This window comes from Flavobacterium cryophilum (genome assembly GCF_048286555.1).
Lineage (GTDB): Bacteria > Bacteroidota > Bacteroidia > Flavobacteriales > Flavobacteriaceae > Flavobacterium.
This window is the reverse complement of record NZ_JBLVPZ010000004.1, coordinates 32,571-56,244: the sequence shown is the minus strand read 5'-3', so window position 1 is coordinate 56,244 and position 23,674 is coordinate 32,571. Positions and strand designations below refer to the sequence as shown.

Below are 23,674 nucleotides of genomic sequence, written 5' to 3'. Positions count from 1 at the left end.
GGAGCGGTAAAAGTAGGTTAACTGCACCCTATTTCGCAATCGTTCTAAATTTTCGGCTCCTTTAGGGCTTGGATAAAACAGAAATTAAATACCGAATCTCCTAAATTTTCGGCTCCCTTTAGGGCTGGGGTAAAACGAAAATTAGACGCCGTAAAATCGACAATCTTATATTTACCAACATCAAATCAAAAATCTGCAATCGTTAATCTTCAATCTAAAATCTCTTATCTTAATGAAATTGCCCTTCAGGGCAGGGCTAAACGAAAGTTAACCCTCATTTCTTTTTCCTTGCCCCAACCCTAAAGGGTGGGAAAAAGAAACACAACATTGTCGCATTCCAGAATGTTCTAAGTTTTCGGCTCCCATGATTCTTAATTTCTGATTTCAGATATTATAGACCCCGTAAAATCGACAATCTTATATTGACCAACATCAAATCAAAAATCTGCAATCGTTAATCTTCAATCTAAAATCAAAAATCTCTTATCTTAATGACATTGCCCTTTAAGATCAGGGTAAAACGAAGATTAACCCTCATTTCTTTTTCCATGCCCCGACCCTAAAGGGTGGGGAAAAGAAATACAACATTGTCACATTCCAGAATATTCTAAATTTTCGGCTCCCTTTAGGGCAGGGGGTAAAACGAAAATCCCGCTTTAAAACTGAAAATAAATAAATTCTTTATAATCGGAATAGGTTCCCAATGCCACAATCGCCGTAAGGCATAACGTTAATTTCAAATAACTATATTTCCCAGAAATTGGTTCTACTTGTGTTCGGCTGTTCCATTCCACAATAATAAAAGCAAGTATTAAAATAATGATTTCATAATTGTAACGCTCATTTTCCAAATACTGTGATTCAAAAATTCCATTAGTAAAAATACGTCTAATATATTCAAAAGCTTCTCCTATCGATTTTACCCGGAAGAAGATCCAGGCCAAGCAGGTTAATGCAAACGTACTAACAATGCTAAAGAAAACTTTAACGGAGGCTGCATCCCAATACAAGGATACTGTTTCCATGTTAGTCCGATTCCGTTTCAACAGTAACAACGGTAAAAAATACAAAGCGTTAATGAAACCCCAGGCAATAAAAGTCCAATTGGCACCATGCCAAAAACCACTGACCAAAAAAATTATAAACGTATTGCGGATTTTCATCGCCATTCCACCACTGCTCCCTCCCAAAGGGATGTACAAATAATCCCGAAACCAAGACGACAGCGAAATGTGCCAACGACGCCAAAACTCGGCTATATCTCTGGAGAAATAAGGGTAATTAAAATTACGCAACAAATCGATTCCAAATAATTTAGACATACCCAACGCCATATCTGAATAACCCGAAAAGTCCCCGTAAATTTGGAAAGCAAAATAAACAGCTCCAAGAATCAGTGACAAGGAGTTCATCGATTCATAATTATCAAAAATCGCATTGGCATAGGTCGCACAAGTATCGGCAATCACCACTTTCTTGACCAATCCCCAAACAAACTGGTAGATTCCTTCTTTGGCTTTTTGATAATCGAAACTGCGTTTTACTTTCACCTGTGGTAATAAGTGGGTCGCTCTTTCAATTGGACCAGCGACTAGCAATGGAAAATAACTGACAAACAAGGAGTAATCTACAAAGTTATATTCGGCTTTGATTCTTTTTAAATAAATATCGATAACATACGATAATCCGTGAAAGGTATAGAAGGAAATTCCAACCGGCAAAATCACGTTCAGCAATAAGGGGCTGGTTTGTAACCCAAGCCCATTTAACAATTCTGAAAATGAATCGGAAAAAAAATTATAATATTTAAAAATACCCAGAAACCCAATATTAACGCTTATACTCAACCAAAACCAGAATTTTCGAGCGAATTCTGTTTTAGCCTTTTCGATTCGAATACCGGTATAATAATCCAAAAAAGTGGAGAAAACCAACAGAAACAAAAACCGCCAATCCCAGCAGGAATAAAAATAATAACTCGCGATTATCAATAACAAATTCTGGCTGCTTTTTGTTTTATTGAAAACAAACCAATATAATACAAATACTATGGGAAGGAAAACGGCAAAGGATAAGGAATTAAAGAACATAGACTAATTTAACTATTTAAGAATATAAAATTAAGGTTTAACGTATGACAACACTTCTTTTTCACAATATTAATTCTAAATAATTATTTACCATTTTTTCTAAAGTAAAACTTTGCAATTTTATGTTTGTGGGATTTTCTAGTATTTGACTTTTACCTGATAAAATATTCTCCAAAATTCCTTTCAACTCGACAATATTTTTTTCTTCAAATAAAAACCCATTTATATTTTCCACTATTAACCCTAACACATTCCCTTGGTTCCTAGTTGTTATCACAGGTAGATTACTCAACATACTTTCAACCACTGTGTAGCAGAATGTCTCACCGTGAGAAGGATGAATTAAATAATCATAATGGCAGTATATTTCGTTCAAATTGGAAACACTACCTTTGAAATTAAAAAAAATTTGAAGGCCAAAATCTTGGATCATTTTTTTTAATTCTCCTTCAAAATACCCTTGACCGTATATATCAATCGTAAAATCAAACGATTTTAAATCATTGACCGCTAAAATCAGGTCTTGAATTCCTTTGTCTTTTCTAAGATGAGAAGCCACAATAAATTGATTGGTAGAGTTAAAAAATTTTTTATTTTTAAATTTACTAATCTCTAAACCATTAAAAACAACAATTGATTTCTTCCTGATTTGTGTGCCAAACTCTTTAATTAATTCACTTTTGGAATATTTTGATACCCCCACAAACAAATCGATATATCTGGAAAATAATATTCCTTTGATTCTTTTTTCAAATTTCTTCTTTAAAGGATAACCTTCAGTCGGCCTAGGATTGTGATCCACTGCAATAATTTTAGCGTTTGTAACCTCCTTTATTTTTTTAAATATTGGGGTACAAAGCTCTATAAAATGGGTGACAACAACTGAATACTTTCGATTATTATCAAGGCAATACGAATAAAAATGCTTTTCTACATTTTCATAATTACTTGCATGAATCGTCAACCTTGAATAATTTCCATGACTGGATTGATTAGGAAAAAACCAATCGACCTGAATCCCATTTTCTTTGCATTTCTCGTCAAACATCCAAAAAAAATAATCCATTCCGCCTATCCTTTCCGGCAGCAGTTCGTAATTACAGAGTATAGCGATATTTTTTTGATTAGTCATGGAAATTGTATAAAGCACCCGCAATTCTTTTACTGGTTCCTAATAAAGGTTTACTTATTTGCAGATCAATCATTGCTTTTCTTTCGGTTTTTCTTTTCACTCCATTATTTAAAGCTTCATTAATTTGGTCCATTAATTCCTTTTCATTTTTGGCAATACTTACCGATTGGCTATCGACTACTTTTTTAAAATGCCCATAATTTAGAAATCTTTGATCATCATATAAACCATTTTCCAGATTGCCAAAAACCGTATTGATTACAGGTTTATCAAACAACATGAAATCCAAACTCATCGTAGAACACATATTAATATTCAAATCGACACATTCCAACAAAGACCGTAAATCTTTAATATCCTCTTCACTAGCGATGCGCTGTGACCAGCTTTCAACATGATTTTCCCGAGTCAAAATCCACTTTGGTACATTCCATTTGATTTCTGGAAATTCATCTCTAATGGATTTAAATCTGGCATCATCTTCCGCTGGAGAAGTTCGCACTAGCAGTTGCACTTTTGTATATATACTATTATTCCGAATCCCTAGAGCAATCGTTTTTATGACTAAAGGATCATTTTTTCCAATCGAAACATCAGCACAACTGTAGCAAATCACTTTTTTATTGGCATCCAAATGAAATTTATTGAAAAAATATTCTCTTTTAGTTTCATATTTCCCCATGACATACGGTTCGAATTGAGGCGTTCCAACCACTTTTACATTTTCCTTTTTAACATTAGGGTAAAAATGCAACAATTCGTCTTTCATCAAATGACTCCAAACCAGAAAATAATCAAAAGTGCCCAACATCCTGCCTTTGGAAGCCAAATTATCCCAACTAAAAATAAAAGTACTTACCGGTATTTTTAATTGGATAGCTGCGTATAGAAAAGGCGCTAAATAAGGAGGTCTTTGGTGTGTAAAAAAGACATGAGTGAGCTGGTCTTCTTGAAGCAATTGAAGATATGATTTTGTGATTTTATTTTTAGAAAAGGATAAAAATTGGAATTTTTCAGCCAATAAAATACTTTTATGGGAATGAATCAAACGCGTAAAAAAATAAATCCCCTTAACTACAAGTGATCGTATTGAATTAGTTGCGGGATATCCTGAAACCAAATTATCTTTCATCCCATAAGAAGATTGATTTTTTTGCAAATGGGCCAATTCTTTCCATTTTCTAAAAAACCAAGTCCATTTTCCTTCCACAAAAACATTAAGTTCTTTGATTAACACATTCGATTGGTAAATGGAATGATACGCCTTTATCGGCAAACCGGAATAAATGGTTACGGTATCAAACTGTTGTGAAGCTTCAGCTATAAAATTACTCATAATAAAGTTTCTATACCCCACCCCATCTGTAATTACTATTCCTAATTTATTCATTATATATCTCTAAATTGTTTTTGGTGATTGATTGTCCAAATATCTTTATTTTTTATGGACTCTAAAAATAATTGTGCGCTATTTCCTTGACCAAAATCAGTTTCAGACTCTAAAACTTGATGGAAATCGATCACTCTTAACGCTTCCGTAATATTTTTTTCTTCATAATCCACATTGATAATATCAGCATGAATCGCCCTGTTTTGTTGCCGGGTACCAATATTGATAATGGGAATACCATAATATGGTGCTTCACGAATCCCTACACTGCTATTTCCTATAATATACTGTGAATTTTTAAGCAGTGTCAAAAAATATTCGAATCGCAAGGAAGGAAAAATCCTAAAGCGACTGTTATTTTCCAGTTTTTTGTATGCCTCCAAAATAACATGAGTTCCCAAATCATTGTTTGGAAAAACAACAACATAATTATGGGTATCTTTTAATAAGGCTTCCACAAAATGATTCGCATGGCGCTGCATTTCCTCTGCCTCGGTAGTTACGGGATGAAACATCGCCACCGCATAATTATCAAAAGTAATCTGATAATAGGTTTTGGCAACAGCCAAATTTGGCAGCGTATCCGAAAACATAATATCAATATCCGGTGAACCAATGGTGAATACAGAAGACTCCATTTCTCCCATTTGCCGTAGTCTTTTAGCCGCCGCCTCATTGGAAACAAAATGAATATGACTCAACTTACTAACACTGTGCCGTATCAACTCATCCACTGTTCCTGATAATTCCCCGCCTTCTATATGCGCCACCAAGATATTATTTAAAGACCCCACTATTGCACCGGCAAGCGTTTCCACCCGATCCCCATGAACGATAATCATATGAGGATTAATTGTTTTATTATAAGCTGAAAGTCCTTCTATGGTTTTAGCCAAAGTTAGGTCCATGGTGGTTTCATGAGTGTGATTTGGAAAAGTATGAATGTTTTTGAAACCACATCTTTCAATTTCAATCAGCGTGTACCCATATGTTTCTTGCAAATGCATTCCCGTAATAAATACAAATACTTCAAAGCCTTCATGCTCTTCAAGGATGTTAATTAGCGATTTAATTTTGCCAAAATCGGCACGAGTACCGGTAAGGAACAGTATTTTCTTCATTTATTTTTACTACTTATTATCATGTCGAACACAGCCGATACGTTTTAATCAATATCCTCCCAACATAATTGTTCGTCATTTTCTATATCTCGAGTGGTTTTCTTGCCAATGACACTTTCAAAATGTTCGGCCAATATTTTTCCTGTACCGGGCCGTTTTACCCAGATATTATCTTTAGTATATGTTTCTCCTTGTTTGATATCGGCAATAGTGCAAACTGTTGCAAAAGCAAAATCAATTGTAACTTGTTCTTCTAATGCAGGTTTTTTTGTACCTCCGCGCATTTGCCAGATTTCATTAGAACTCTTAATCAGCTCTGTACAGGCATTCTCATCCATACTACATACAATATCTGGTCCGGTACGTTGCATGTTGTCTGTAAAATGGCGCTCTAGAATACTCGCACCTAAAGCAACTGCTCCTAAACAGGCATTATTATTCAAGGTATGATCGGACAAACCAAAAACGGTGTCAGGAAAAGCCTGATGCATTTCTATCATAGCTCCAAATCGAACTAAATGTATTGGTGTCGGGTATAAATTGGTGGTATGTAATAAGGCTACTGGAATATTGTATTTATCGAATATTGCCACGGCTTTGGTGATACTTTCAATCGTGTTCATTCCAGTACTTAAAATTACCGGCTTGCCAAAAGAAGCTATATGTTCCAATAGTGGATAATTGTTGCATTCGCCCGAACCAATTTTATAGGCAGGAACATCAAATTGCTGCAATCGATTGGCGGCAGCACGAGAAAAAGGCGTTGATATAAATAGCATCCCTTTACTTTCTATATAATTTTTCAGTTCTAATTCATCCGCTTCGTTCAGCGAACAACGTTCCATAATTTCATAAATCGATACGTCTGCATTGCCTGGAATCACTTTCTTGGCTGCACCGCTCATTTCATCAGCAACTATATGCGTTTGATGTTTGACTACCTCAACACCAGCTCTATGGGCTGCATCGACCATTTCTTTAGCCACTTGCAAAGAACCTTCGTGATTAATTCCTATTTCAGCAATAACTAAAGGGGGATAATCGGGGCCAATTTTTCTTCCTGCTATTTCTATGTATGGGTTCATAATATGAGTTATGAATTATCAGTTCTAAGTTTTTGATACAAATACGCCGCATAATCAAAATCATCTTGCGTATCGATATCAATACTGGCAAAAATATGATTTACTTCATAAGGGATGCTGTTTTCAGAAAATATTTTGCCATCTCTTATTAATGTTGCTTTACTGATATACAACAACCCATTTTCAAAATAGAGCGGTTCCAAATCCTGACTGCGCTGTCCTATGCTATAATTATAAGGTTCAAAACAATTGTTTGTTATCCTGCCCAATTTTTGATAATTCCTTGTAACTGTGAATAAACTATCAGAATCACTCATTCGATAACTTTCAAAAGCTTCCTGCAGTAAATTTTCAGGTCGTAATGGGTTTGTGGGCTGTAATAAAATTACATTTTCAATAGTACTATCGTCAATGACTTCCAACGAATGTTGAACAGCAGTAATTGTTGGCTCTAAATCTCCTGATAACTGTTCCGGTCTGTCAATTACATGAACTCCGTATTGTAATGCAATTTTTTTTATTGCTTCATCATCTGTGGATACATAAATTTGATCTACAATACTCTTATTCTTTTGGGCTAATAAAATACTGTGAGCAATAAGGGGAATGCCTCCAAACAAAAGAATGTTTTTATTTGCTAACCGTTTAGATCCTCCCCGTGCAGGAATTATTGCTATTGTTTTCATTAAAAAAGTATAGAATTGTAAAAATACTTATTTTTTTTGCACACAATATAATTTAGTGACATCTAATTTTTAATGTTTTAGACAAATAATAAAGAAAGCCCTACGGAATTAAGGCGAATTTAAAGATATTAATTAATATCATGAAATCAACATATTTTCATCCCAATGAATTGTTATGCAAACCGATTAAAAGTCTTTTAGTAAAGACAAAAAATAGCAAAAAAAATTGTACCTATGCGGAAACATATTAAATATCATGGGTATTAAAAGCAAAGTAAAGTATCTTACTTCGAGATTTAATTACAATTTAAAGGTAATTCATACTTATATCTTTTTTAAAGAAACATACAAAATCAAAAGGGGGTATATTCATAAAAATGAATATGTTCATTTTGATGATACCTTAAATACGGATAAATGGCAATTGGAAGTCTATTCTAAGGCAAAAGAATACGCCGTAAAAAATAACTGCAAATCTATCATAGATTATGGTTGTGGCTCAGCATATAAATTGATGAAATATTTCGAAACTGATGAAACAATAGGTATCGATGTATCACCAACTTATGAATTTCTAAAAGAGAAGTATCCCGCTAGAGATTGGTTGCAATTCGGTGATTTTGACATGAATACTTTGTCTGCAGACATCGTAATTTGCTCAGATGTTATAGAACATGTTTTGAATCCGGATGATTTATTACATAACATTAAGAAGATTCAAAATGTAAAATATATTTTCATAAGTACACCCGATAGAAATTTAATGCCCACTGAGAAATTTGGCCCTCCTTTTAACCCCACTCATATCAGAGAATGGAGTTTTGAGGAATTAGAAGAATATGTGGGAACGCATTTTGACATTATTGAGCATATTGTATCTAATAAACGCCAATGGACTCAGTTAATAATTGCGAAAAATAAAAATCAGTTAAACCATTAATACTATCTAAACAGTTACAGTAATGTTGCTGTTTTTTTATACCTGTATTAATATTTAATGGATGACAATTGATTCATCTTATTAATTATTATTCTATCAATCGGCTTTCTATATTTTAAAACTTTAGGAATGTTTAAACTTACTTCAAAACATACTTTAAAAAATATTTTAAAACATTCCTTATCCGTTAAAACATATTTCTTGAAATTATGCCAATACAATTTCAATATCTTAAGCAATGGATTTGGATAATAAACCATATAGTAATACGTTACGTTTTTCAGTTGTTTGCCGAATCTAAAATAATTTTTTCCGGCACGTTTTCGAGCTTCTTTATCTACACGATGATTCACTTTAATTTTATTGGAATAAACAATATCATAACCCATCGCCATTACTTCTATGGAAACACAAGACTCTTCCCCATAAATATCTATCCAAACTGGGAAACCATTCGTCGATTCATATACCTTTTTTCTGATGGCAAAACCGCAACCAATAAACTCGTTCGTATAATATTCCTCTTCTAAAGATTCAAATTTAGTCAATGCCTCTTCATCTGAATTAAAAATTCCTTTTATTTCTTGAAAAGCTATAATCCCAACATTCGAATATTTGCCAAAAATGCTTATAGTTTGGTGAATGAAATCTAAATGTAAGGGATGCGCATCATCATCTAAACCAATTAAAAACTGTCCTTGCGCTTTAGGATAAAGTTGATTTCTAGCTGATGAAGCTCCGAGGCTTTTTTCAGACGAATACCATTTAACCCATTTAAATTTGTCTTTTAAAACTAAAGAATCATCTGTACAACCATCCAAAAAAACCAATACTTCATTATTCGACAAATCAACCATTCGCTCCAGAACTTGAAGGGTGTAATCCAATTCAGCTTTCCTATCTTTTGATATAATTAATACTGATGCTCGCATAAAAATTATCTGATTTGGCTTCTTAATAATTTTATTTTATTTATGAATTTCACTTCTTTAACGATTAAAATCCATATCATTGGATCAAACCTACTGACTTTTGAACGCTTCCAATAATCCAACATCTTCCGTGCCAACATATAAGCGAACTCTTTTTTTTCCTCTAAACCCAAATCATTTGTACTGGTCTTATAAAGCTGATTGAAAATCTTAATCAGAATTTTAATTTTTTTCACAAACTCTGATTTAAGAATCACTTTAGTATCATAATAGTATTCATATACCTGTTCTGGCTTTAAGGCAATATTAAAATTAGCCCAATAATCTGAAATTATTTTTGATCTTTCTTGGAGGTGTTTCTTTTTATTAAGTGGCGAATGATGATTGCTAAATGGAAGAATTCGACACTTAATAAGAAAATCTGGAAGGTTAACTATTTTACTAACCTTAACTATACGTGTCCACATTTCCCAATCTTCACAAGTCGTAATTCTCTCGTCATATCTTAAACTGTTTTCAATTAAAAATTTTGATTGAAAAATAATTGATTGATGATTAAAAGTAGCCGCAAAAAGCAAATAACACTTAATATAATCATTATTAAGAGGATATTTCCAACCCGATGTAGGATTTTGATTGATGTCTTTTAACCAATACCCTTGCGTGCCACACATTGATATTTCTTGATTTTTGTCAAGAAAATCTAATTGCTTTTGAAATCTTTCAGGATAAGCCCAATCATCGGCATCCATTCTGGCAATATATTCATATTGAGGAAGCAATTCTTCTAATCCTATATTCAATGTTTTAGCAATACCTGAATTTTCTATATTCTTTCTATAAAAAAGCCGAGGGTCTCTGTATTGTGAAATAATTTCTTCCGTATTATCTATAGAACAATCGTCATAAACATACAAATCAAAATCAGTAAAGGTTTGATTCAAAATAGAATCAATACTTTCGTTTAGGTACGGCGACGCATTGTAAGTAGGCAATAAAACTGCTAATTTTTTCATTTCTTTATCTTTCACAAAATAATATATCCAAGTTTTTTGGATATGATTTATCTATTTAAAAGGAATACGTATCAATCAAAAAATACTGTCCATCGTATTACCACTTTTTGAGAGTGATAGTTTTAAGTAGCATTAAGCCAAATCGAATCCTTATTTTTTTTGACCTTATAAACATCATGAAAGAGATGTTAAAAATCTTAAATTACTTCCTTAGTATAAAAAAAAGAAAACATTCGCTTTATCATCATTTTCTTTAACCCATACCATTTACCTTTTATTTTTGAATTAAATAAATCTGAAGACGGATACATCATTTCATTATTATTTTTGTTATTTATGCTTTTAGCATTAACTTCCTGCTCCTCTTTCATCCAGCTTTCTAATTTATTTCCCATATGAAAAGCATAATTATTGTAAGTGGACAATCTCAATTTACCTGCTTTATCAATGGGAATATCAATATAATTATGTTCTGAAAGATTCCCAACCAATGTTAATGAAGGATTTGAAGGTATAGTTTTAAATAAGATGTCTCTATTTATAGTAAGCACCTGGTGTGCACTACCAATTACTGCTCTAATTCCATTTTTTTCGACCACAGACCAATCATTATTATCCTTGGTTTCAAGACCCCAATTGATACTTTCTAAAAACTTATTGTAGTTGGTGAAATTTTCCGGTATGGGAATATACATAAACTTGATTTTTCGCAATAGTATCTGTTTCAATACAGAGCTTGTTCCAAAATATAAACCATTCCTGATGGGTATTGGAGAGACGGAACCTACATTGGGAAATATAGAAAAAACTTCTTCCACTTTTTCCTGCCAATCCTTGACAAAAAGAATATCAGAATCAGTAAGCGTAATGTATTGCTCCCTTGCTCCTCTTGCGGCACCTATTAAGGCATCTATCTTCCCTATGTTAGTGGTATGTGAAATTAAAGTATCAATTTTTTTTTCTCCTAAATATAGATTTAAAAAATCGGACACTTTCTGATGTGAACCATTATTAACAACTGTTATCGCAGCCGATGAATGCATTGTTGACACCAATGAATCCAAACACAGTTTAAAAACAGCAAAAGAATCTTTATAAAATCCTTCTTCATTGGGAATGTACACCACTACTACTACTCTGTGATGCGTAGTTACTGTTATTTTTCTTTCCAGTTTTTGGGGGTTTGATCCTAGTCTCATTTAACTACTTATAGTTTTAACCATTTATTAAATAATTTTACAGAAAATTTCTATAAAAATCTAACTAACATTTGTAATAATTCATAATATGTTTTTTGGCCGCTAGTCCTTTTATAAATACATAATCTGCACTGCCTTTAAAATCATCAACTTTAGACAAACTATTATTATCTCTTATTTTGTATATATCTTCAAAATTGTTTTCTCTTAATTTATTTGTAATTTCCTCACAAGTCAAAAATCCATTATTCTCCTCTAAAAGTTCAATTATTAGAATAATATTTTCAGTTTGATACAAAACAAATTTAGCTCCTTCTATTACCTCCTTTTCAAAACCTTCAACATCAATCTTTATAATTAAATTTTTGCATTTAATATTTTCTCTGAAAGAGTCTAATGTAGATATTGGTATATTTATTTTTTTATTGCTTCCTTCAAAATTAAGTTTTAGTGAATGTTTCCCCTTGTTCCACCCTTCATTAATATTTAAAGTTTTGTTAACCGTAAAATTCCTTAATCCCATTTTAAATGGTCTTATATTTAAATATTGATTTAAAACGATATTTTTAATTAAATTTTGATAATTATATGGTTCTGGTTCAAATGAATAAATCTCAATATCAGAATTTGAATTTGCCGCAGTTAATGAATGCAACCCAATATTAGCTCCTATGTCAATAAAATCATACCCTTTTAAAGCATATGTCTTTATGAGTTCCAAAATCATTACTTCATTATAACTATCAAAAATAACATCCGTTTCAAGTGCAGTTTTTATTCCAGCTTTAACTTTAAAATTATTAAAAGCAATTTCAATTTTGTCATTTCCAATTATTTTTTTAATCAAACTTCTTAAAAAATTACTCCTTTTAAAATTTTTATAAATAAAGAGCAATAATCTTACTATATTTTTCTTCATTAAAATTTAAATTAAAATTAAAATTTTATCTAACATAACTTTAAAATTTTCATCAGAAAAATATTCACCAAACGGATACACAAACTCATTGGAATTCATTCTGTTGATGATTAAATTTTCCAATTTTTGTTTAATTTCATCTTTATCATTGCAACTGGCAATATATTGATGGTCTGTTATTATATTTCGCAATTCGCTTCTGGCAGGAGAAACAGAAAGAATTGGTTTACCTATTGCCGCTAGAAATGGGGCTTTTCCAACCAGAATGTTACAATAAAGAGGACCGTTTTCTAAAATGATATTAATGTCGGCTTCATTCATTTGTTCGTTGCAGGAATTGGAGAAATTTAAAGTGTATAGCACTATAATATTGGGGGTTTTTGAATATTTCGCTGCCAATTTCTTTACATCAATCCCTTTTACCCGCAAAACAAACTCCGTATTTTCTTTAAACAAGGCATTATTCGCTACCAATTCTTCGTAGGCATCCAATAGGATTTCTATATCTCTGCCAAACTGAATCGCTCCATGATAGGAAATCATTATTTTTTTATTCTTTTTCAAAACATTTTCAATGTCTGACAAATCAAAAACAGTTTCACTATATTGATGTGGTAAGGCGAAAAATCTCTTTCTCGAACCATATAAGTATTGCATATCTTCTGCCAATAATGCAGTAGCCATACACGATTGTGCTTGTTTAATCACTTCAAACATTTCTTTTACTTTAAAAAACTCGAGATTAGTCAGTGTGCTTTTTGAACCGGTACACCAAAATAAAGGATAAGGTTCATTGAATGTAATAATAGATCTTTTAAGAATAGGTAAATCTTTAGCTCCCAAAATTGCTTCACAGTCCAGTCCAGTACTTCTGATAAAAATATGATCGTATTTTTGATAGTCAATCTTTGCTATATGAGATCCATACACTTTATGAATGTAACGTTCGTTAAGTGAAACATGAAACAATCGCCAATAAAACCGATTGATAAATTTGGTTAAAAACGGAATTTTAAGATCTAGAGCATGGGTTTCTATATGATTAACCGGCAACAAATGCAATTGATCATCGCTTGGATGATGCTTCAAATACACAACGTCAATAATTGAATCCGGATAAGCTATTCTTAATTTCGCCAAAAAAGACCTTGAAATAATACCTTGACTGGTTCCTGACACTCTTAAGTCTTGTTCTATTACTAAAAAATTCATTATCTAACTATTATGTTAATTTCAGGATCAGTATTTGTCCCCTAACGATTGCTAAACTATCTAATCTGAAAATTTTTGATTAATTAACCCTCTTTTTTATAGCTTTCTTTATTCGATGAAATACTAACCTAGATGGTAAGATCGTATAGAATAATTGCCATCTTAATTTTTCAAATGTAGGCAAATTCAAAATATATAAAATCTTTTTGAATAAATTGTATTCTTTGAAGTCTAAGGACATCTGAACAAAATAACGCAATAAAGAATCCGAAATTAATTGTTGTTGCTTTAGATTTTTTATAACCAATAAGATTGCTTCATAGAATGATTTTTTACTAATCAAATTGTTACCATAAAAATCTCCAGTAATCTGATTGTAGTGCTTTCTTCCATAAAACAAACATTTATCAATAGAGATTCCTCTAAATCCTGCTGAAATTATTCTGGAGTATAATTCCCAATCCTCGGCATACATTAAATATTCTACAAATTGATGATTCGCAAAACATTCTTTCTTCCACATTACAGCACTTGTAATAAAAAAAAGTTCATTTTTTAATATTCTTTCAACATCCTTAGTATTTATAAAAAAAAATGTATACGATTTTGAATAATCAAAATTGCCTGCGAAATTGCCAAAAAATATATCACGAACATACCTACAAAAAAAAATATCTTTTTGTGACAATTCCAAAACACATAATTCTAAATTTTGAGGATGTGCAATATCATCATCATCAAAAAAAATAAGGTATTCTCCTACTGAATTTTCAATTCCATAATTCCTGCAAGCCGAAGGTCCTTTCGGTTTATGTTTTGGTCTTGCATAGAGTTGAAAACGATTGTCTTTTTTTAAATAACTACTAATAATTTCAGACGTATTGTCTGTAGATCCATCATCAACTATAATGCATTCCCAATTAATGTAAGTTTGTGCAATAATACTATCTAAAGTTTCTCCAATAAGATTAGCTCGATTATAGGAGGGAATAATTATGGATACTTTCGGCTTCATTTATTAAATAATGATTTTACAAAACGTAAGGGTTTTAAAACAGTTGCCCCTATCTTATATTCTAATCGTTCAATATTTTTAATCTTTTCTGCTTCTTCTCTCTCTATTTTCAACAACATTTGTGCAACAAACGTATCAAATTCTGCTATGTATAAATTTTTATGTTTTGTTAAAATGTATTTCCATAATTCAAATTTAATTTTTCTAGCATTCACACTTGTAGAATTTGACCTTTTCCGATAATTGTAAAGTGGTTCTTTAATCACCTCAGCCGTACCACCATCTTTTAAAAGACGAATAAAAAATTCCCAATCCTCAAAACCTGACCTCATGCCTTCATCATATGCACCACAAGATTCCCAATCTTCTTTTCTGAACATTGATGTCCCTAATGCATCACTTAAATATAAAAAATTAACAATTGAACCACCTAAAGTTTTAAAAACATAAGAAGGTTTATCTTCAAAAAGTAAATTGGCATAACACGTCACTATTTTAGTATCTCTTTTGTTTAAAAAAACTTCAATTGCTTTTTCACAAAAAGTAGGCTCAAAAAAATCATCACTGTCTAAAGTAACAATAAACTCCCCTTTTGCTGCTTTTATCCCAACATTTCGTGCGGTACTTTGCCCCTGATTTTCTTGGACAATCAGTTTGGTTATTTTAGGCCCTAACTTTTTCAAAACTGTTTTAGTTGCTGCATTAGAGCCATCATCTACTACAATTACTTCAATATTAGGGTAGGTCTGATTCAATGCAGAAAGAACCGATTGCTCAACATATTGTACGTCGTTGTAACATGGAATTACAATCGAAATTAAAATATTATTTACCATTACTCAAATTGCTATACATAATTCCCCATTTTCTATCAATCTCATTTTGAGAATAATTTTTATTTACAAAAGCAACTGCTTGATTGCTCATTTTCGTCAATAAATTTGGATTTTCTATAAATTTTATAATTTTAGTAACAACAGCCCCAACATCATGCTCCTCACAAACAAATCCAGAAAAGACATCTTCTAAAGTGTATTTTACGCCTCCGGAATCAAATACAATTACTGGCAATCCACAAGCTTGTGCCTCTAATGTAGCCAATCCCTGCGTTTCTCTTCTCCCATCAGCTAATGCAACTGCCGTCAGCAAATAAACATCATGTTCCCATAATGCTTGTCGCACTTCCAATGGGGATTTTTTTCCTTTCATAAAAATGTTTTCTTCCAGCTGGTATGTTGCAATTAAACTTTCTAAATTATTCCATTCCGCACCTTCCCCAATAATGGTCAAAGTAACGTCAATTCCCTTATTAATTAATTGATGAACCACTTTTACACAAAAGAAATGTCCTTTGACTTTGTCCAATCGTCCGACAGTTATCAATTTTAATGTTTTATGTTTTCCTTTTTCATCATTATTTGGATAAAAAAAGTTGGTATCTACGCCCACCGGAACAATTGAAACCAACTCTTTTGGACAACCTAACTCGATAATTTTATCAGCTAAATAGGGGGTATTCGCCGTAATTAAATTCCCATACTTAAATAGATTATCATAATAACCATTATTAGGGATAAAGCCATTTATTGGAAAAAAAGCATCATGCCCGTGAAAGGTAACCAGTAGCGATGGTTTAAAAAAACCTGTTTTTTTTAATAAGGTCACAGTATTGGAATTGGTTCCATACTGCACGTGAAAAATGGCGGCTTCGTTAAATTGTTTATAAAAAACCCATTGGTACAACCAAGAAAGACTGAATTTTGAATTTTCCTTGTAGAAGCTAAATATATAATTTATCTTTTTAAGATTTAATGCTAAAAGAGCAATCCATTTCGCTAATCTTAGTATCTTGTTTTTTGGAATCTTATAGTCCTCAATCAATATTTTATCTATTAATTGATACTCTTTTAATAAATCCTCATGGGTACTCTCCCTTACATTCAGTAGTTTGTTTGTGAGGATTGTAATTTCATAACCTAGTTGTATCGCCGTAATTATTTGAGCTATAATGAATGTCTCAGACAAATGGGGAAATTCCCGAAGTTTGAAAACGATATGGTTTGCTTTTTTCATATCTTAACTTTAGCTTTGATTATTTCTTTGCTCTTTAATTTAAGCACATATAAAGCGTCATTTATTGGCAATTTTAACAATGCCGTGAAACGCCATAGTTTGCTAATTCCGATGGCACTTTTTTTAAAATAAAGCGAAAAAAGCAGTATTCTTTTTATTCTTTGCAAAACGTTTTGTAACTCTTTTTGTGGATACACTTTAGACTTACTGTTCAATTTGACTAGCTCTTCTATCCATTTCAAAAATAAATCAAATTCTTTTATAGTAATGGGCTCATTCAATAACAACATTTTTGATATAAATTCATCCGTATATATTTTTGTATCGTAATTTATTTTTTTGAATAAATACAATCTAATTTTAATATCATCAAGTATTTGCTGTGGTTTATGCGCAATTGATGCTTGATTAGGATGTACTCTATACAATAATAATACTTCCTGAATGTTATACATTTCTCCAAGCCATGCCACTTTGGTCCAAAAATCATAATCTTCACCGCTTTTTTTATTTTGATCATAAAAACAGTGTGATAATTCTTTTCTTCTGAACATGGAAACACCCATACAAATGGAATTAGAGAGCAAAAGTCCTGTAACAATTTCTTGATGCGTTTCTTTGTATACAATAATACTGTTTGAACCACCCAAGTATTTTACAAAACCTCCACAAATGAATATTTCAGGATTGGTTTCAAGAATTCCTACTTGTTTTTCAAATCGTTCCTTTACTGAAATATCATCACCATCCATTCTGGCAATATATTTTCCTTTAGCCAATCTAAATCCTTCATTTGTAGCAGTTGACACTCCCTGATTTACTTCCTTGAAAACAAATTTAATTCTCGGATCAGTAAAGTTTTTCAGAATATCACTTGTTCCGTCAGTTGATGCATCATCAATAATAATTAATTCAAAATTAGCGAAGGTTTGATTTAATATACTATTAACCGCTTCTTCAATAAAAGATACGCAGTTATAAACCGGCATGATAACTGAAATAGCAGGACTAAACTTCATGTTTTATAACACTTTTTATAAATCTTTTAAAAACCTTTTTTAACGAATAACTATCAAAATACTTCAAATAGGAAAATAGGATTAAAAACCATTCGGATAAATAAAGCTTCCTATTTTCTTTAATAGTATTTTCATATTTATCAAGCAGTCGTTTACGTTGCTGTTTGTTATAAAATTTTAATTTTTTTAAAACTATAAGTTTATGAAATTCAAGTGTTGCCAAATCCTTTTGACAAAAATTATCTTTTTTTCCGGAAATACTACTATTTGAAATCCTAACCAATACGATACTTTCGCTTATTGTAAAAATAGGTTTATTATCTGAAAATTCCAGCCAAGCACGATCATCACTATTCCATGCCAAAGGATAATCATAAAAACCATATTTCAGATATGAGCTTCTGGAAAAAATATATTCTGACAATGAACCTCTTGTCAAATATTCAAATTTTCTGTAAAATGAATCTGTTGCTGATTCCCAAATAGGATGTGAATAAACCTCAGAAAGCGATTGCATCTCTTCATCTATTATCTTCGATGCAAACCTTACTAAATTTGATTTTTTAGTAAATATTTTATTATTTTCATACCATGAAGCAACAACATTTTCTCCCAAAACATCATCATCTCCAAGAATCATAATCCATCCTTCGTTTTCACTCAACTCAATACATCTGTCCCATTGTTTTGTAAGCGAGATTGCGCCTAAATTTTTTTCAAACCGATGATAAACAAAATCAAATTTCCCTTTATACTTTTCTAATAAATCAGATGGATCTTCTGGGCTGGCATCATTGCCAATATAAACAGTAAAGTGTTTATCGGTTTGATTGGCTAATGATTCTAATGTCTGCGCAAAGAATGTCAGTTTGTAATAAGGAATAATAATGGCTAACATCAATACTATTTTATTTTTTAAATTTTAAGATTATCTTTTTTAATATTTTTGAAGGTTTTGTCAAGTAAGTCTGAGTGGATTTAACAGCTCTAAAAAAAATATGATTGGAAACAAAATAACTATCGTATTCCTCATGAAGTATTTTTTCTAAATGAGCAACCGCATATATCTGCCTGTCAAAAATAATCTTTTTTATTTCATCGTCTTTTAAGTATGATAGCAAACAGGTAAATAACTTTAGATTGGTTTTGGCCATTGTCAATCTCGAATTTCCTGAAAAACCCCCAACTCCATATCTGTACACGCCCATTTTTTCATCTAAATATTTCAGTTTACCTTGTTCTGCAAGCATCATATATAAGAAATAATCACCAATTGGACTATGTTCAAACTCAAATGGGAATTCCTTGAGAACATTTCTAAAGACTACTGAAGGTGTATGAATATAATTCCCCAAGCGAGCCAGGGTCTCAATAGCTTCATGATTTTCAGGAACTTTTGTGATGAAATCATCCACTATCTCACCATTAATCTTTAAAATATTGACTCGGTGAAAACACAACACATAATCGAGATTAGCCTCCAAAAAATCAACTTGTTTTTGAAGTTTTAAAGGATCAGTCCAGTAGTCGTCACCTTCTAGAGCTGCTACATATTTCCCCTCTAAATTAGACAATAAATTAATATTATTTAGATTTGCCCCTACATTTTTATCTTGTAAAATTAGTTTTACTTTATCTGGATACTTTTTTTGGTATTCTAAAACTATTTTTCTAGTGTTATCCGTAGAATAATCTTCCGCAATAATAATTTTATAATTATAACTAGTTTTCTGCATCAATACGCTTTCAATAGCTTGACCTATATAATTTTCATGATTATAGGCTAACATAGCAATCGCAATGTCCGGACTATTTATCCCAGTATTTATTATCTTGTATGAGTTCTTCATAATCCCCTCTAGTTATTCCTACAGTTATTTTATCCCAATATCTATTTTTTCTAAAATACCAATTACGTTGTCTGCCTTCTTCTTTCCAGCCACAATGTTTTGTAATAAATCCAAAACCTGCATCATTATATTCAATTACAGAGCCGTCTAAACGTTCAAGATGTAATTCTTCAAAAGCATATCTTTGAATTGCCATAAAAGTATCAATACCATATCCTTTACCACGTATGTCAATATCTCCAAGTTGTAATCCCGTAAAAGCATGGTTATTCTTCCAATCTATTTCAACAAGATTTACTGTTCCAATTAATCCAATTTCAGGTGCTTCTATAGCAAATCTTTGATTCAAATTGTCGTTTTTCAACGCTTCAAACCACTTTTGCATATATTCCAAATTACTCGGGAAATGCCATCCACCAAGCATATACCATATATCAGGATCATTTGCCCATTTATGTAATAATGGCAGATCACCTATTTCAATTGCCCTAAGTGTTACTAATTTACCTTTAATATTCATTTTTTATAATTTTTATAATTTTGTTTAAATCAATTTCATCATACCTTTGATCAATTGGCAAATAGATTATTTGTTTTGTCATACTATATTCTAAAGAATTTTTCTTACTCCATTCAAGCACATTCGGCCAATAAATAGCAGTATAAACTTTATTATCCAATAATTTTTGTCTCAAAATTTGATTATCACTCCAATAAGGATAGACCATTGGCACACCAATATTTAAAATATCAATTTCTAATTCATTAGTTTCTTGTAATGCTTGATGAAGAAAATTAAAGTTACGTGTTCTTTTATCAGCACATAAATCATAATCTATAGCCGCCAAAAGTGTTTGCGTTAGAGTGGACATTTCCTTACTATCTTGCTCCTTCAAACTTGAATCATTAATAATAAAATCTCCATACGCAATTTCGGCACTGCAATCAATGCGTTTCAGCAAATGAGAACATCTATTAAATGAAACGTCTTTTTCAAAAGACATCTTCAATTTTTTATTACTATACAAATAAGCACCGTCAGGAACTCCAAAAAATTTTCTTGGCGAGTAAAAAGTGTCTATTCCTGTTAGTGGTTTTGAGTAAAAAGATTGAGCAGAATCAATGATTAAATTTTTGCAAAATTTAGCGATTTGAATTACAAATGAATCTTTCAACCCAAAATAGTTTGTAAACAAAAACGCTTCATTTGATTTAATTTTATTATAATCAAACAAAGGTTCAAACTGTTCGTTTATATGATAAAACTCATAAATTATTTGATGCTTTTTTAAGGGTTCCAACAAAACATCACAAGTAAAAAAAGGTAAATAAATTTTAGAATAGGAATTTGCAAGCAAGATGTATTCAAATGCATTTCGACCGGCATTCAACCGAATGGCATCTTCATGATATTCTAATTTTTTATCTAATTCCAATTCAAAATAACCACCTATAGCTTTCATACTAAATCGTATTTATTTAAGAGCAATTTAGTTTCTTCAATAGAATTAAACATTATTACATCAATAACAGATAGCCAAGGTATGAAATCAATATCAAATTGAGTATACTCTATTGGTTCAGATTTAATGAAATTTAATGAAATTTGGTGATTCTTAAATGTGTCACTATTATATAATTCTTGTCCTCCAATAGCATTAATATAATTTGTCGCTTCTAATTTTTTGCATATTGCAATAACTTTGTCTTGCCCTTTTAATTCATTATTTTTGTCAATCTCCGAAGAAAATCTAAAAACGGTATCAATCTGTAAATATTTAGCAATTTTTCTTAAAGAAAACATCAAAAATTTTGACAAATTATTTTCATTACTTAATAAAATTTCTTGGATAATGGGAAATACGTCACTAAAAAAAGGAGCCTTTTTATATTCTTGTTCTATTGTTTTAAGTAATTTTTTATTGTTTTTGCCTAAAGTAATTTCTTTTATTTTTTTAAACGAACTTGCTCCACCTACTTCTAAAATAAAAGAATGCTTTTCTTTATTTAATAAAATACTATTTCTTGTAATCCAACCCTGTTTAATAAAATTAACATCATCATATATTATAAAAATATCTACAGCGTTGATTAGTTGAAAATAACCAATATATGGAAAAAAATATGGTTGCATAATAGCCACTTTCATCCTAAGCATTTTTTGATTAGCGTAACTATTTTTTCTAATTCTAATTTAGTCAATCCCACATACAAAGGCAAACACATAATTCTTGAAGCAATACTTTCCGAAACTGGCATTTTTTGTCCTTTGGTGTAATCAATCGTATTTAACGATGGGTAAAAATATCTTCTCGGAAAAATCGAATTATCATTAAATACTTTCTGAGCTTTTAGCAATTGAACCTCATTTTCAAAAACAACGGGATAATAGCTATAATTCCAATGGGTATTTTCTCTGATTTTTAGTGATTGAAGTTTTGAAAAATCAAGATTTTGATTGTAATAATCAACTACTTTTTTTCTTTCTGTAAGTATGGTTTCTATATACGGCAAAACTGCTAATCCCAAACCGGCATTCAATTCAGACATTTTTCCGTTGATTCCTAACCCATGAAAAGCTAAATGACCGTTGTGTCCAAAATTATGGCTATAGAATAATTGATGTTGTAAATCCGGATCATTAGTAAACGCTGCGCCACCTTCGCCAGTGTGAAACAATTTAGTAGCATGAAAACTACAGGTACTTATATTACCATAATCAAATAAGGACTTTTCTTTATAGCGTACACCAAAACAATGAGCAGCATCATAAATCACTTTCAGTTTATGTTTTTCTGCAATCGCTTCAATTGCTTCTACATGGCATGGATTTCCAAAAACATGTGTCGCTAAAATAGCTGTCGTTTTATCGGTTATAGCTTCCTCAATCTTGGTTTCATCAATAGTTAGATATTCGGGATGTATGTCTACAAAAATTGGTGTACAATGTTCCCATACTATTGATGCTGTGGTAGCCACATAACTAAAAGGAGTTGTAATGATTTCGCCTCCTTTACCCAATAATTTTAAGGCAATCTGTAATGGAATGGTTCCGTTAGTAGTTATGATAATATTAGAAACAGCTAAATACTGTTTTAACTTTTCTTCTAATTCCAAAACTAATTCCCCTCTATTGGTCAACCATTGATTATCCCAAGCACGTTGCACTTGTTTGTTATATTCTGCTATTGGAGGCAAAAAAGTTTTGGTAACATTTATCATTATGCTATTATTTGCGAGTCAATAAATCCGTTCTTTTTTACAAATACCAATTCTACCAGCCACAGAACTTGTGGTTCAAAAGGTCTGTTTAAATCTGTGATTTCAAACAATCGATATCCTTTTTCATCCATGAAATTAATTAATTTCAAAAAACTATTATTAAATAATTTATTGACCACTCCAGCTTCCACCATGAATATTTCGGTTTTTCCAAAATAATTGCTTGCACCATTCAGTACTTCGATATCCAATCCCTCGGCATCTATTTTGATAATATCCGGTACAGGTAATTCGCTATTGGATAACAAATTATTCAACGTAACCACAGGAATTTCTATTTGTTCAAATCCTGCCACTTTTGCTTCTTCTTCGGTATATCTAAAGGAACAACTATCATCTCTATCGACAATGGTAAATTTAAATGTTCCTTCTTGCTCTCCGGCACCCACAGGATGAAACTGTACTTTAGGAATGGTTTCCAGAATATCTTGAAATGAGGCTTTTAGCCAATGCTGCGGTTCCAATAAAGTGTAATAGGCTTCTGGAAAATGCTGTAACGCTTCTCTAGTCCAGGTACCATGGTTAGCGCCAATATCAACAATATGTTTTGGATAAAAATTAAACTGTTTTAAAGTAGTATAAAAATTAAATAATAAAAAATCCTTATTGTTTGTTGGTGCCATTTTAACATCAGCGCCTATTTTTTTTAATTTATAACCGAATTTTTCAAATGCTTTTTTAATTATTTTTTTTACAATCTTATTCATTTTTTA

23 protein-coding genes are annotated in these 23,674 nt (G+C 31.4%); 1 reads left to right on the top strand and 22 read right to left on the bottom strand.

The features are described from left to right. Positions 1-656: 656 nt before the first annotated feature. The 6 genes from ACNQGJ_RS08160 to ACNQGJ_RS08135 form a co-directional block, all read right to left on the bottom strand. On the bottom strand, positions 657-2,090 hold the full coding sequence (locus ACNQGJ_RS08160; protein ID WP_417974869.1) for an MBOAT family O-acyltransferase: 1,434 nt from the start codon (positions 2,088-2,090) through the stop codon (positions 657-659). 61 nt (positions 2,091-2,151) lie between these two features. Further along, positions 2,152-3,222 carry a glycosyltransferase family 4 protein gene (locus ACNQGJ_RS08155; RefSeq protein WP_417974871.1) on the bottom strand — a complete coding sequence of 357 codons (1,071 nt, stop codon included), beginning with the start codon at positions 3,220-3,222 and terminating at the stop codon, positions 2,152-2,154. Further along, a complete protein-coding gene (locus tag ACNQGJ_RS08150; protein WP_417974873.1) occupies positions 3,215-4,612 on the bottom strand; it encodes a hypothetical protein in 1,398 nt (465 codons plus the stop codon). The genes ACNQGJ_RS08155 and ACNQGJ_RS08150 overlap by 8 nt, the downstream gene beginning before the upstream one ends. Next, the gene (gene neuC / locus ACNQGJ_RS08145) at positions 4,612-5,733 is read right to left on the bottom strand and encodes a UDP-N-acetylglucosamine 2-epimerase (RefSeq protein ID WP_417974875.1); all 1,122 of its coding nucleotides are present in this window, start codon (positions 5,731-5,733) and stop codon (positions 4,612-4,614) included. The genes ACNQGJ_RS08150 and neuC overlap by 1 nt, the downstream gene beginning before the upstream one ends. A 44-nt stretch (positions 5,734-5,777) precedes the next feature. Further along, the gene (locus ACNQGJ_RS08140; protein ID WP_417974877.1) at positions 5,778-6,818 is read right to left on the bottom strand and encodes an N-acetylneuraminate synthase family protein; all 1,041 of its coding nucleotides are present in this window, start codon (positions 6,816-6,818) and stop codon (positions 5,778-5,780) included. Between the two features lie 8 nt (positions 6,819-6,826). Further along, a complete protein-coding gene (locus tag ACNQGJ_RS08135; RefSeq protein WP_417974879.1) occupies positions 6,827-7,504 on the bottom strand; it encodes an acylneuraminate cytidylyltransferase family protein in 678 nt (225 codons plus the stop codon). A gap of 256 nt (positions 7,505-7,760) precedes the next feature. On the opposite strand from ACNQGJ_RS08135, the gene ACNQGJ_RS08130 reads away from it, so the two are divergent. Next, positions 7,761-8,444, top strand: coding sequence for a class I SAM-dependent methyltransferase (locus tag ACNQGJ_RS08130; RefSeq protein WP_417974880.1), 684 nt, complete (start codon positions 7,761-7,763; stop codon positions 8,442-8,444). Between the two features lie 47 nt (positions 8,445-8,491). On the opposite strand, the gene ACNQGJ_RS08125 is transcribed toward ACNQGJ_RS08130, so the two are convergent. From ACNQGJ_RS08125 to ACNQGJ_RS08050, 16 genes are all read right to left on the bottom strand, one after another. Next, positions 8,492-9,376, bottom strand: a complete 885-nt coding sequence (locus ACNQGJ_RS08125) for a glycosyltransferase family 2 protein (RefSeq protein ID WP_417974882.1) — start codon at positions 9,374-9,376, stop codon at positions 8,492-8,494. A gap of 5 nt (positions 9,377-9,381) precedes the next feature. Continuing rightward, a complete protein-coding gene (locus tag ACNQGJ_RS08120; protein WP_417974884.1) occupies positions 9,382-10,392 on the bottom strand; it encodes a glycosyltransferase family 2 protein in 1,011 nt (336 codons plus the stop codon). Positions 10,393-10,589: 197 nt separating this feature from the next. After that, complete coding sequence (locus ACNQGJ_RS08115; RefSeq protein ID WP_417974886.1) at positions 10,590-11,591, bottom strand: glycosyltransferase family A protein; 1,002 nt, start codon at positions 11,589-11,591, stop codon at positions 10,590-10,592. Between the two features lie 64 nt (positions 11,592-11,655). Next, positions 11,656-12,510 (bottom strand): FkbM family methyltransferase, encoded by an 855-nt coding sequence (locus ACNQGJ_RS08110; protein ID WP_417974888.1) that lies wholly within the window; start codon positions 12,508-12,510, stop codon positions 11,656-11,658. Positions 12,511-12,516: 6 nt separating this feature from the next. Continuing rightward, on the bottom strand, positions 12,517-13,722 hold the full coding sequence (locus ACNQGJ_RS08105) for a glycosyltransferase family protein (RefSeq protein ID WP_417974890.1): 1,206 nt from the start codon (positions 13,720-13,722) through the stop codon (positions 12,517-12,519). 79 nt (positions 13,723-13,801) lie between these two features. Continuing rightward, on the bottom strand, positions 13,802-14,737 hold the full coding sequence (locus ACNQGJ_RS08100; RefSeq protein ID WP_417974892.1) for a glycosyltransferase family 2 protein: 936 nt from the start codon (positions 14,735-14,737) through the stop codon (positions 13,802-13,804). After that, entirely contained in the window at positions 14,734-15,573 is an 840-nt protein-coding gene (locus tag ACNQGJ_RS08095; RefSeq protein WP_417974894.1) for a glycosyltransferase family 2 protein, read from the bottom strand. The genes ACNQGJ_RS08100 and ACNQGJ_RS08095 overlap by 4 nt, the downstream gene beginning before the upstream one ends. Beyond that, complete coding sequence (locus ACNQGJ_RS08090) at positions 15,563-16,810, bottom strand: glycosyltransferase (RefSeq protein ID WP_417974896.1); 1,248 nt, start codon at positions 16,808-16,810, stop codon at positions 15,563-15,565. Before ACNQGJ_RS08090 ends, ACNQGJ_RS08095 begins: the two co-directional genes overlap by 11 nt. Continuing rightward, the gene (locus ACNQGJ_RS08085; RefSeq protein ID WP_417974898.1) at positions 16,807-17,829 is read right to left on the bottom strand and encodes a glycosyltransferase family 2 protein; all 1,023 of its coding nucleotides are present in this window, start codon (positions 17,827-17,829) and stop codon (positions 16,807-16,809) included. Before ACNQGJ_RS08085 ends, ACNQGJ_RS08090 begins: the two co-directional genes overlap by 4 nt. After that, complete coding sequence (locus tag ACNQGJ_RS08080; RefSeq protein ID WP_417974900.1) at positions 17,819-18,727, bottom strand: glycosyltransferase; 909 nt, start codon at positions 18,725-18,727, stop codon at positions 17,819-17,821. The genes ACNQGJ_RS08085 and ACNQGJ_RS08080 overlap by 11 nt, the downstream gene beginning before the upstream one ends. A 10-nt stretch (positions 18,728-18,737) precedes the next feature. Beyond that, positions 18,738-19,679, bottom strand: a complete 942-nt coding sequence (locus tag ACNQGJ_RS08075; RefSeq protein WP_417974902.1) for a glycosyltransferase family 2 protein — start codon at positions 19,677-19,679, stop codon at positions 18,738-18,740. Further along, entirely contained in the window at positions 19,639-20,199 is a 561-nt protein-coding gene (locus ACNQGJ_RS08070; protein ID WP_417974904.1) for a GNAT family N-acetyltransferase, read from the bottom strand. Before ACNQGJ_RS08070 ends, ACNQGJ_RS08075 begins: the two co-directional genes overlap by 41 nt. Beyond that, positions 20,189-21,142: a hypothetical protein gene (locus ACNQGJ_RS08065; protein WP_417974906.1), complete on the bottom strand. Its 954-nt coding sequence runs from the start codon at positions 21,140-21,142 to the stop codon at positions 20,189-20,191. The genes ACNQGJ_RS08070 and ACNQGJ_RS08065 overlap by 11 nt, the downstream gene beginning before the upstream one ends. Beyond that, positions 21,139-21,828 (bottom strand): WbqC family protein, encoded by a 690-nt coding sequence (locus tag ACNQGJ_RS08060; RefSeq protein ID WP_417974908.1) that lies wholly within the window; start codon positions 21,826-21,828, stop codon positions 21,139-21,141. The genes ACNQGJ_RS08065 and ACNQGJ_RS08060 overlap by 4 nt, the downstream gene beginning before the upstream one ends. Beyond that, the gene (locus ACNQGJ_RS08055) at positions 21,825-22,901 is read right to left on the bottom strand and encodes a DegT/DnrJ/EryC1/StrS family aminotransferase (RefSeq protein ID WP_417974910.1); all 1,077 of its coding nucleotides are present in this window, start codon (positions 22,899-22,901) and stop codon (positions 21,825-21,827) included. The genes ACNQGJ_RS08060 and ACNQGJ_RS08055 overlap by 4 nt, the downstream gene beginning before the upstream one ends. Continuing rightward, positions 22,901-23,668, bottom strand: coding sequence for an FkbM family methyltransferase (locus tag ACNQGJ_RS08050; protein WP_417974912.1), 768 nt, complete (start codon positions 23,666-23,668; stop codon positions 22,901-22,903). The genes ACNQGJ_RS08055 and ACNQGJ_RS08050 overlap by 1 nt, the downstream gene beginning before the upstream one ends. Between the last annotated feature and the right edge of the window lie 6 nt (positions 23,669-23,674).

Excerpts from the sequence above, each read along its gene's own strand:
- ACNQGJ_RS08160 (WP_417974869.1), bottom strand. The coding sequence starts at position 2,090 with ATGTTCTTTAATTCCTTATCCTTTGCCGTTTTCCTTCCCATAGTATTT.
- ACNQGJ_RS08155 (WP_417974871.1), bottom strand. The coding sequence starts at position 3,222 with ATGACTAATCAAAAAAATATCGCTATACTCTGTAATTACGAACTGCTG.
- ACNQGJ_RS08150 (WP_417974873.1), bottom strand. The coding sequence starts at position 4,612 with ATGAATAAATTAGGAATAGTAATTACAGATGGGGTGGGGTATAGAAAC.
- neuC (WP_417974875.1), bottom strand. The coding sequence starts at position 5,733 with ATGAAGAAAATACTGTTCCTTACCGGTACTCGTGCCGATTTTGGCAAA.
- ACNQGJ_RS08140 (WP_417974877.1), bottom strand. The coding sequence starts at position 6,818 with ATGAACCCATACATAGAAATAGCAGGAAGAAAAATTGGCCCCGATTAT.
- ACNQGJ_RS08135 (WP_417974879.1), bottom strand. The coding sequence starts at position 7,504 with ATGAAAACAATAGCAATAATTCCTGCACGGGGAGGATCTAAACGGTTA.
- ACNQGJ_RS08130 (WP_417974880.1), top strand. The coding sequence starts at position 7,761 with ATGGGTATTAAAAGCAAAGTAAAGTATCTTACTTCGAGATTTAATTAC.
- ACNQGJ_RS08125 (WP_417974882.1), bottom strand. The coding sequence starts at position 9,376 with ATGCGAGCATCAGTATTAATTATATCAAAAGATAGGAAAGCTGAATTG.
- ACNQGJ_RS08120 (WP_417974884.1), bottom strand. The coding sequence starts at position 10,392 with ATGAAAAAATTAGCAGTTTTATTGCCTACTTACAATGCGTCGCCGTAC.
- ACNQGJ_RS08115 (WP_417974886.1), bottom strand. The coding sequence starts at position 11,591 with ATGAGACTAGGATCAAACCCCCAAAAACTGGAAAGAAAAATAACAGTA.
- ACNQGJ_RS08110 (WP_417974888.1), bottom strand. The coding sequence starts at position 12,510 with ATGAAGAAAAATATAGTAAGATTATTGCTCTTTATTTATAAAAATTTT.
- ACNQGJ_RS08105 (WP_417974890.1), bottom strand. The coding sequence starts at position 13,722 with ATGAATTTTTTAGTAATAGAACAAGACTTAAGAGTGTCAGGAACCAGT.
- ACNQGJ_RS08100 (WP_417974892.1), bottom strand. The coding sequence starts at position 14,737 with ATGAAGCCGAAAGTATCCATAATTATTCCCTCCTATAATCGAGCTAAT.
- ACNQGJ_RS08095 (WP_417974894.1), bottom strand. The coding sequence starts at position 15,573 with ATGGTAAATAATATTTTAATTTCGATTGTAATTCCATGTTACAACGAC.
- ACNQGJ_RS08090 (WP_417974896.1), bottom strand. The coding sequence starts at position 16,810 with ATGAAAAAAGCAAACCATATCGTTTTCAAACTTCGGGAATTTCCCCAT.
- ACNQGJ_RS08085 (WP_417974898.1), bottom strand. The coding sequence starts at position 17,829 with ATGAAGTTTAGTCCTGCTATTTCAGTTATCATGCCGGTTTATAACTGC.
- ACNQGJ_RS08080 (WP_417974900.1), bottom strand. The coding sequence starts at position 18,727 with ATGTTAGCCATTATTATTCCTTATTACAAACTGACATTCTTTGCGCAG.
- ACNQGJ_RS08075 (WP_417974902.1), bottom strand. The coding sequence starts at position 19,679 with ATGAAGAACTCATACAAGATAATAAATACTGGGATAAATAGTCCGGAC.
- ACNQGJ_RS08070 (WP_417974904.1), bottom strand. The coding sequence starts at position 20,199 with ATGAATATTAAAGGTAAATTAGTAACACTTAGGGCAATTGAAATAGGT.
- ACNQGJ_RS08065 (WP_417974906.1), bottom strand. The coding sequence starts at position 21,142 with ATGAAAGCTATAGGTGGTTATTTTGAATTGGAATTAGATAAAAAATTA.
- ACNQGJ_RS08060 (WP_417974908.1), bottom strand. The coding sequence starts at position 21,828 with ATGAAAGTGGCTATTATGCAACCATATTTTTTTCCATATATTGGTTAT.
- ACNQGJ_RS08055 (WP_417974910.1), bottom strand. The coding sequence starts at position 22,901 with ATGATAAATGTTACCAAAACTTTTTTGCCTCCAATAGCAGAATATAAC.
- ACNQGJ_RS08050 (WP_417974912.1), bottom strand. The coding sequence starts at position 23,668 with ATGAATAAGATTGTAAAAAAAATAATTAAAAAAGCATTTGAAAAATTC.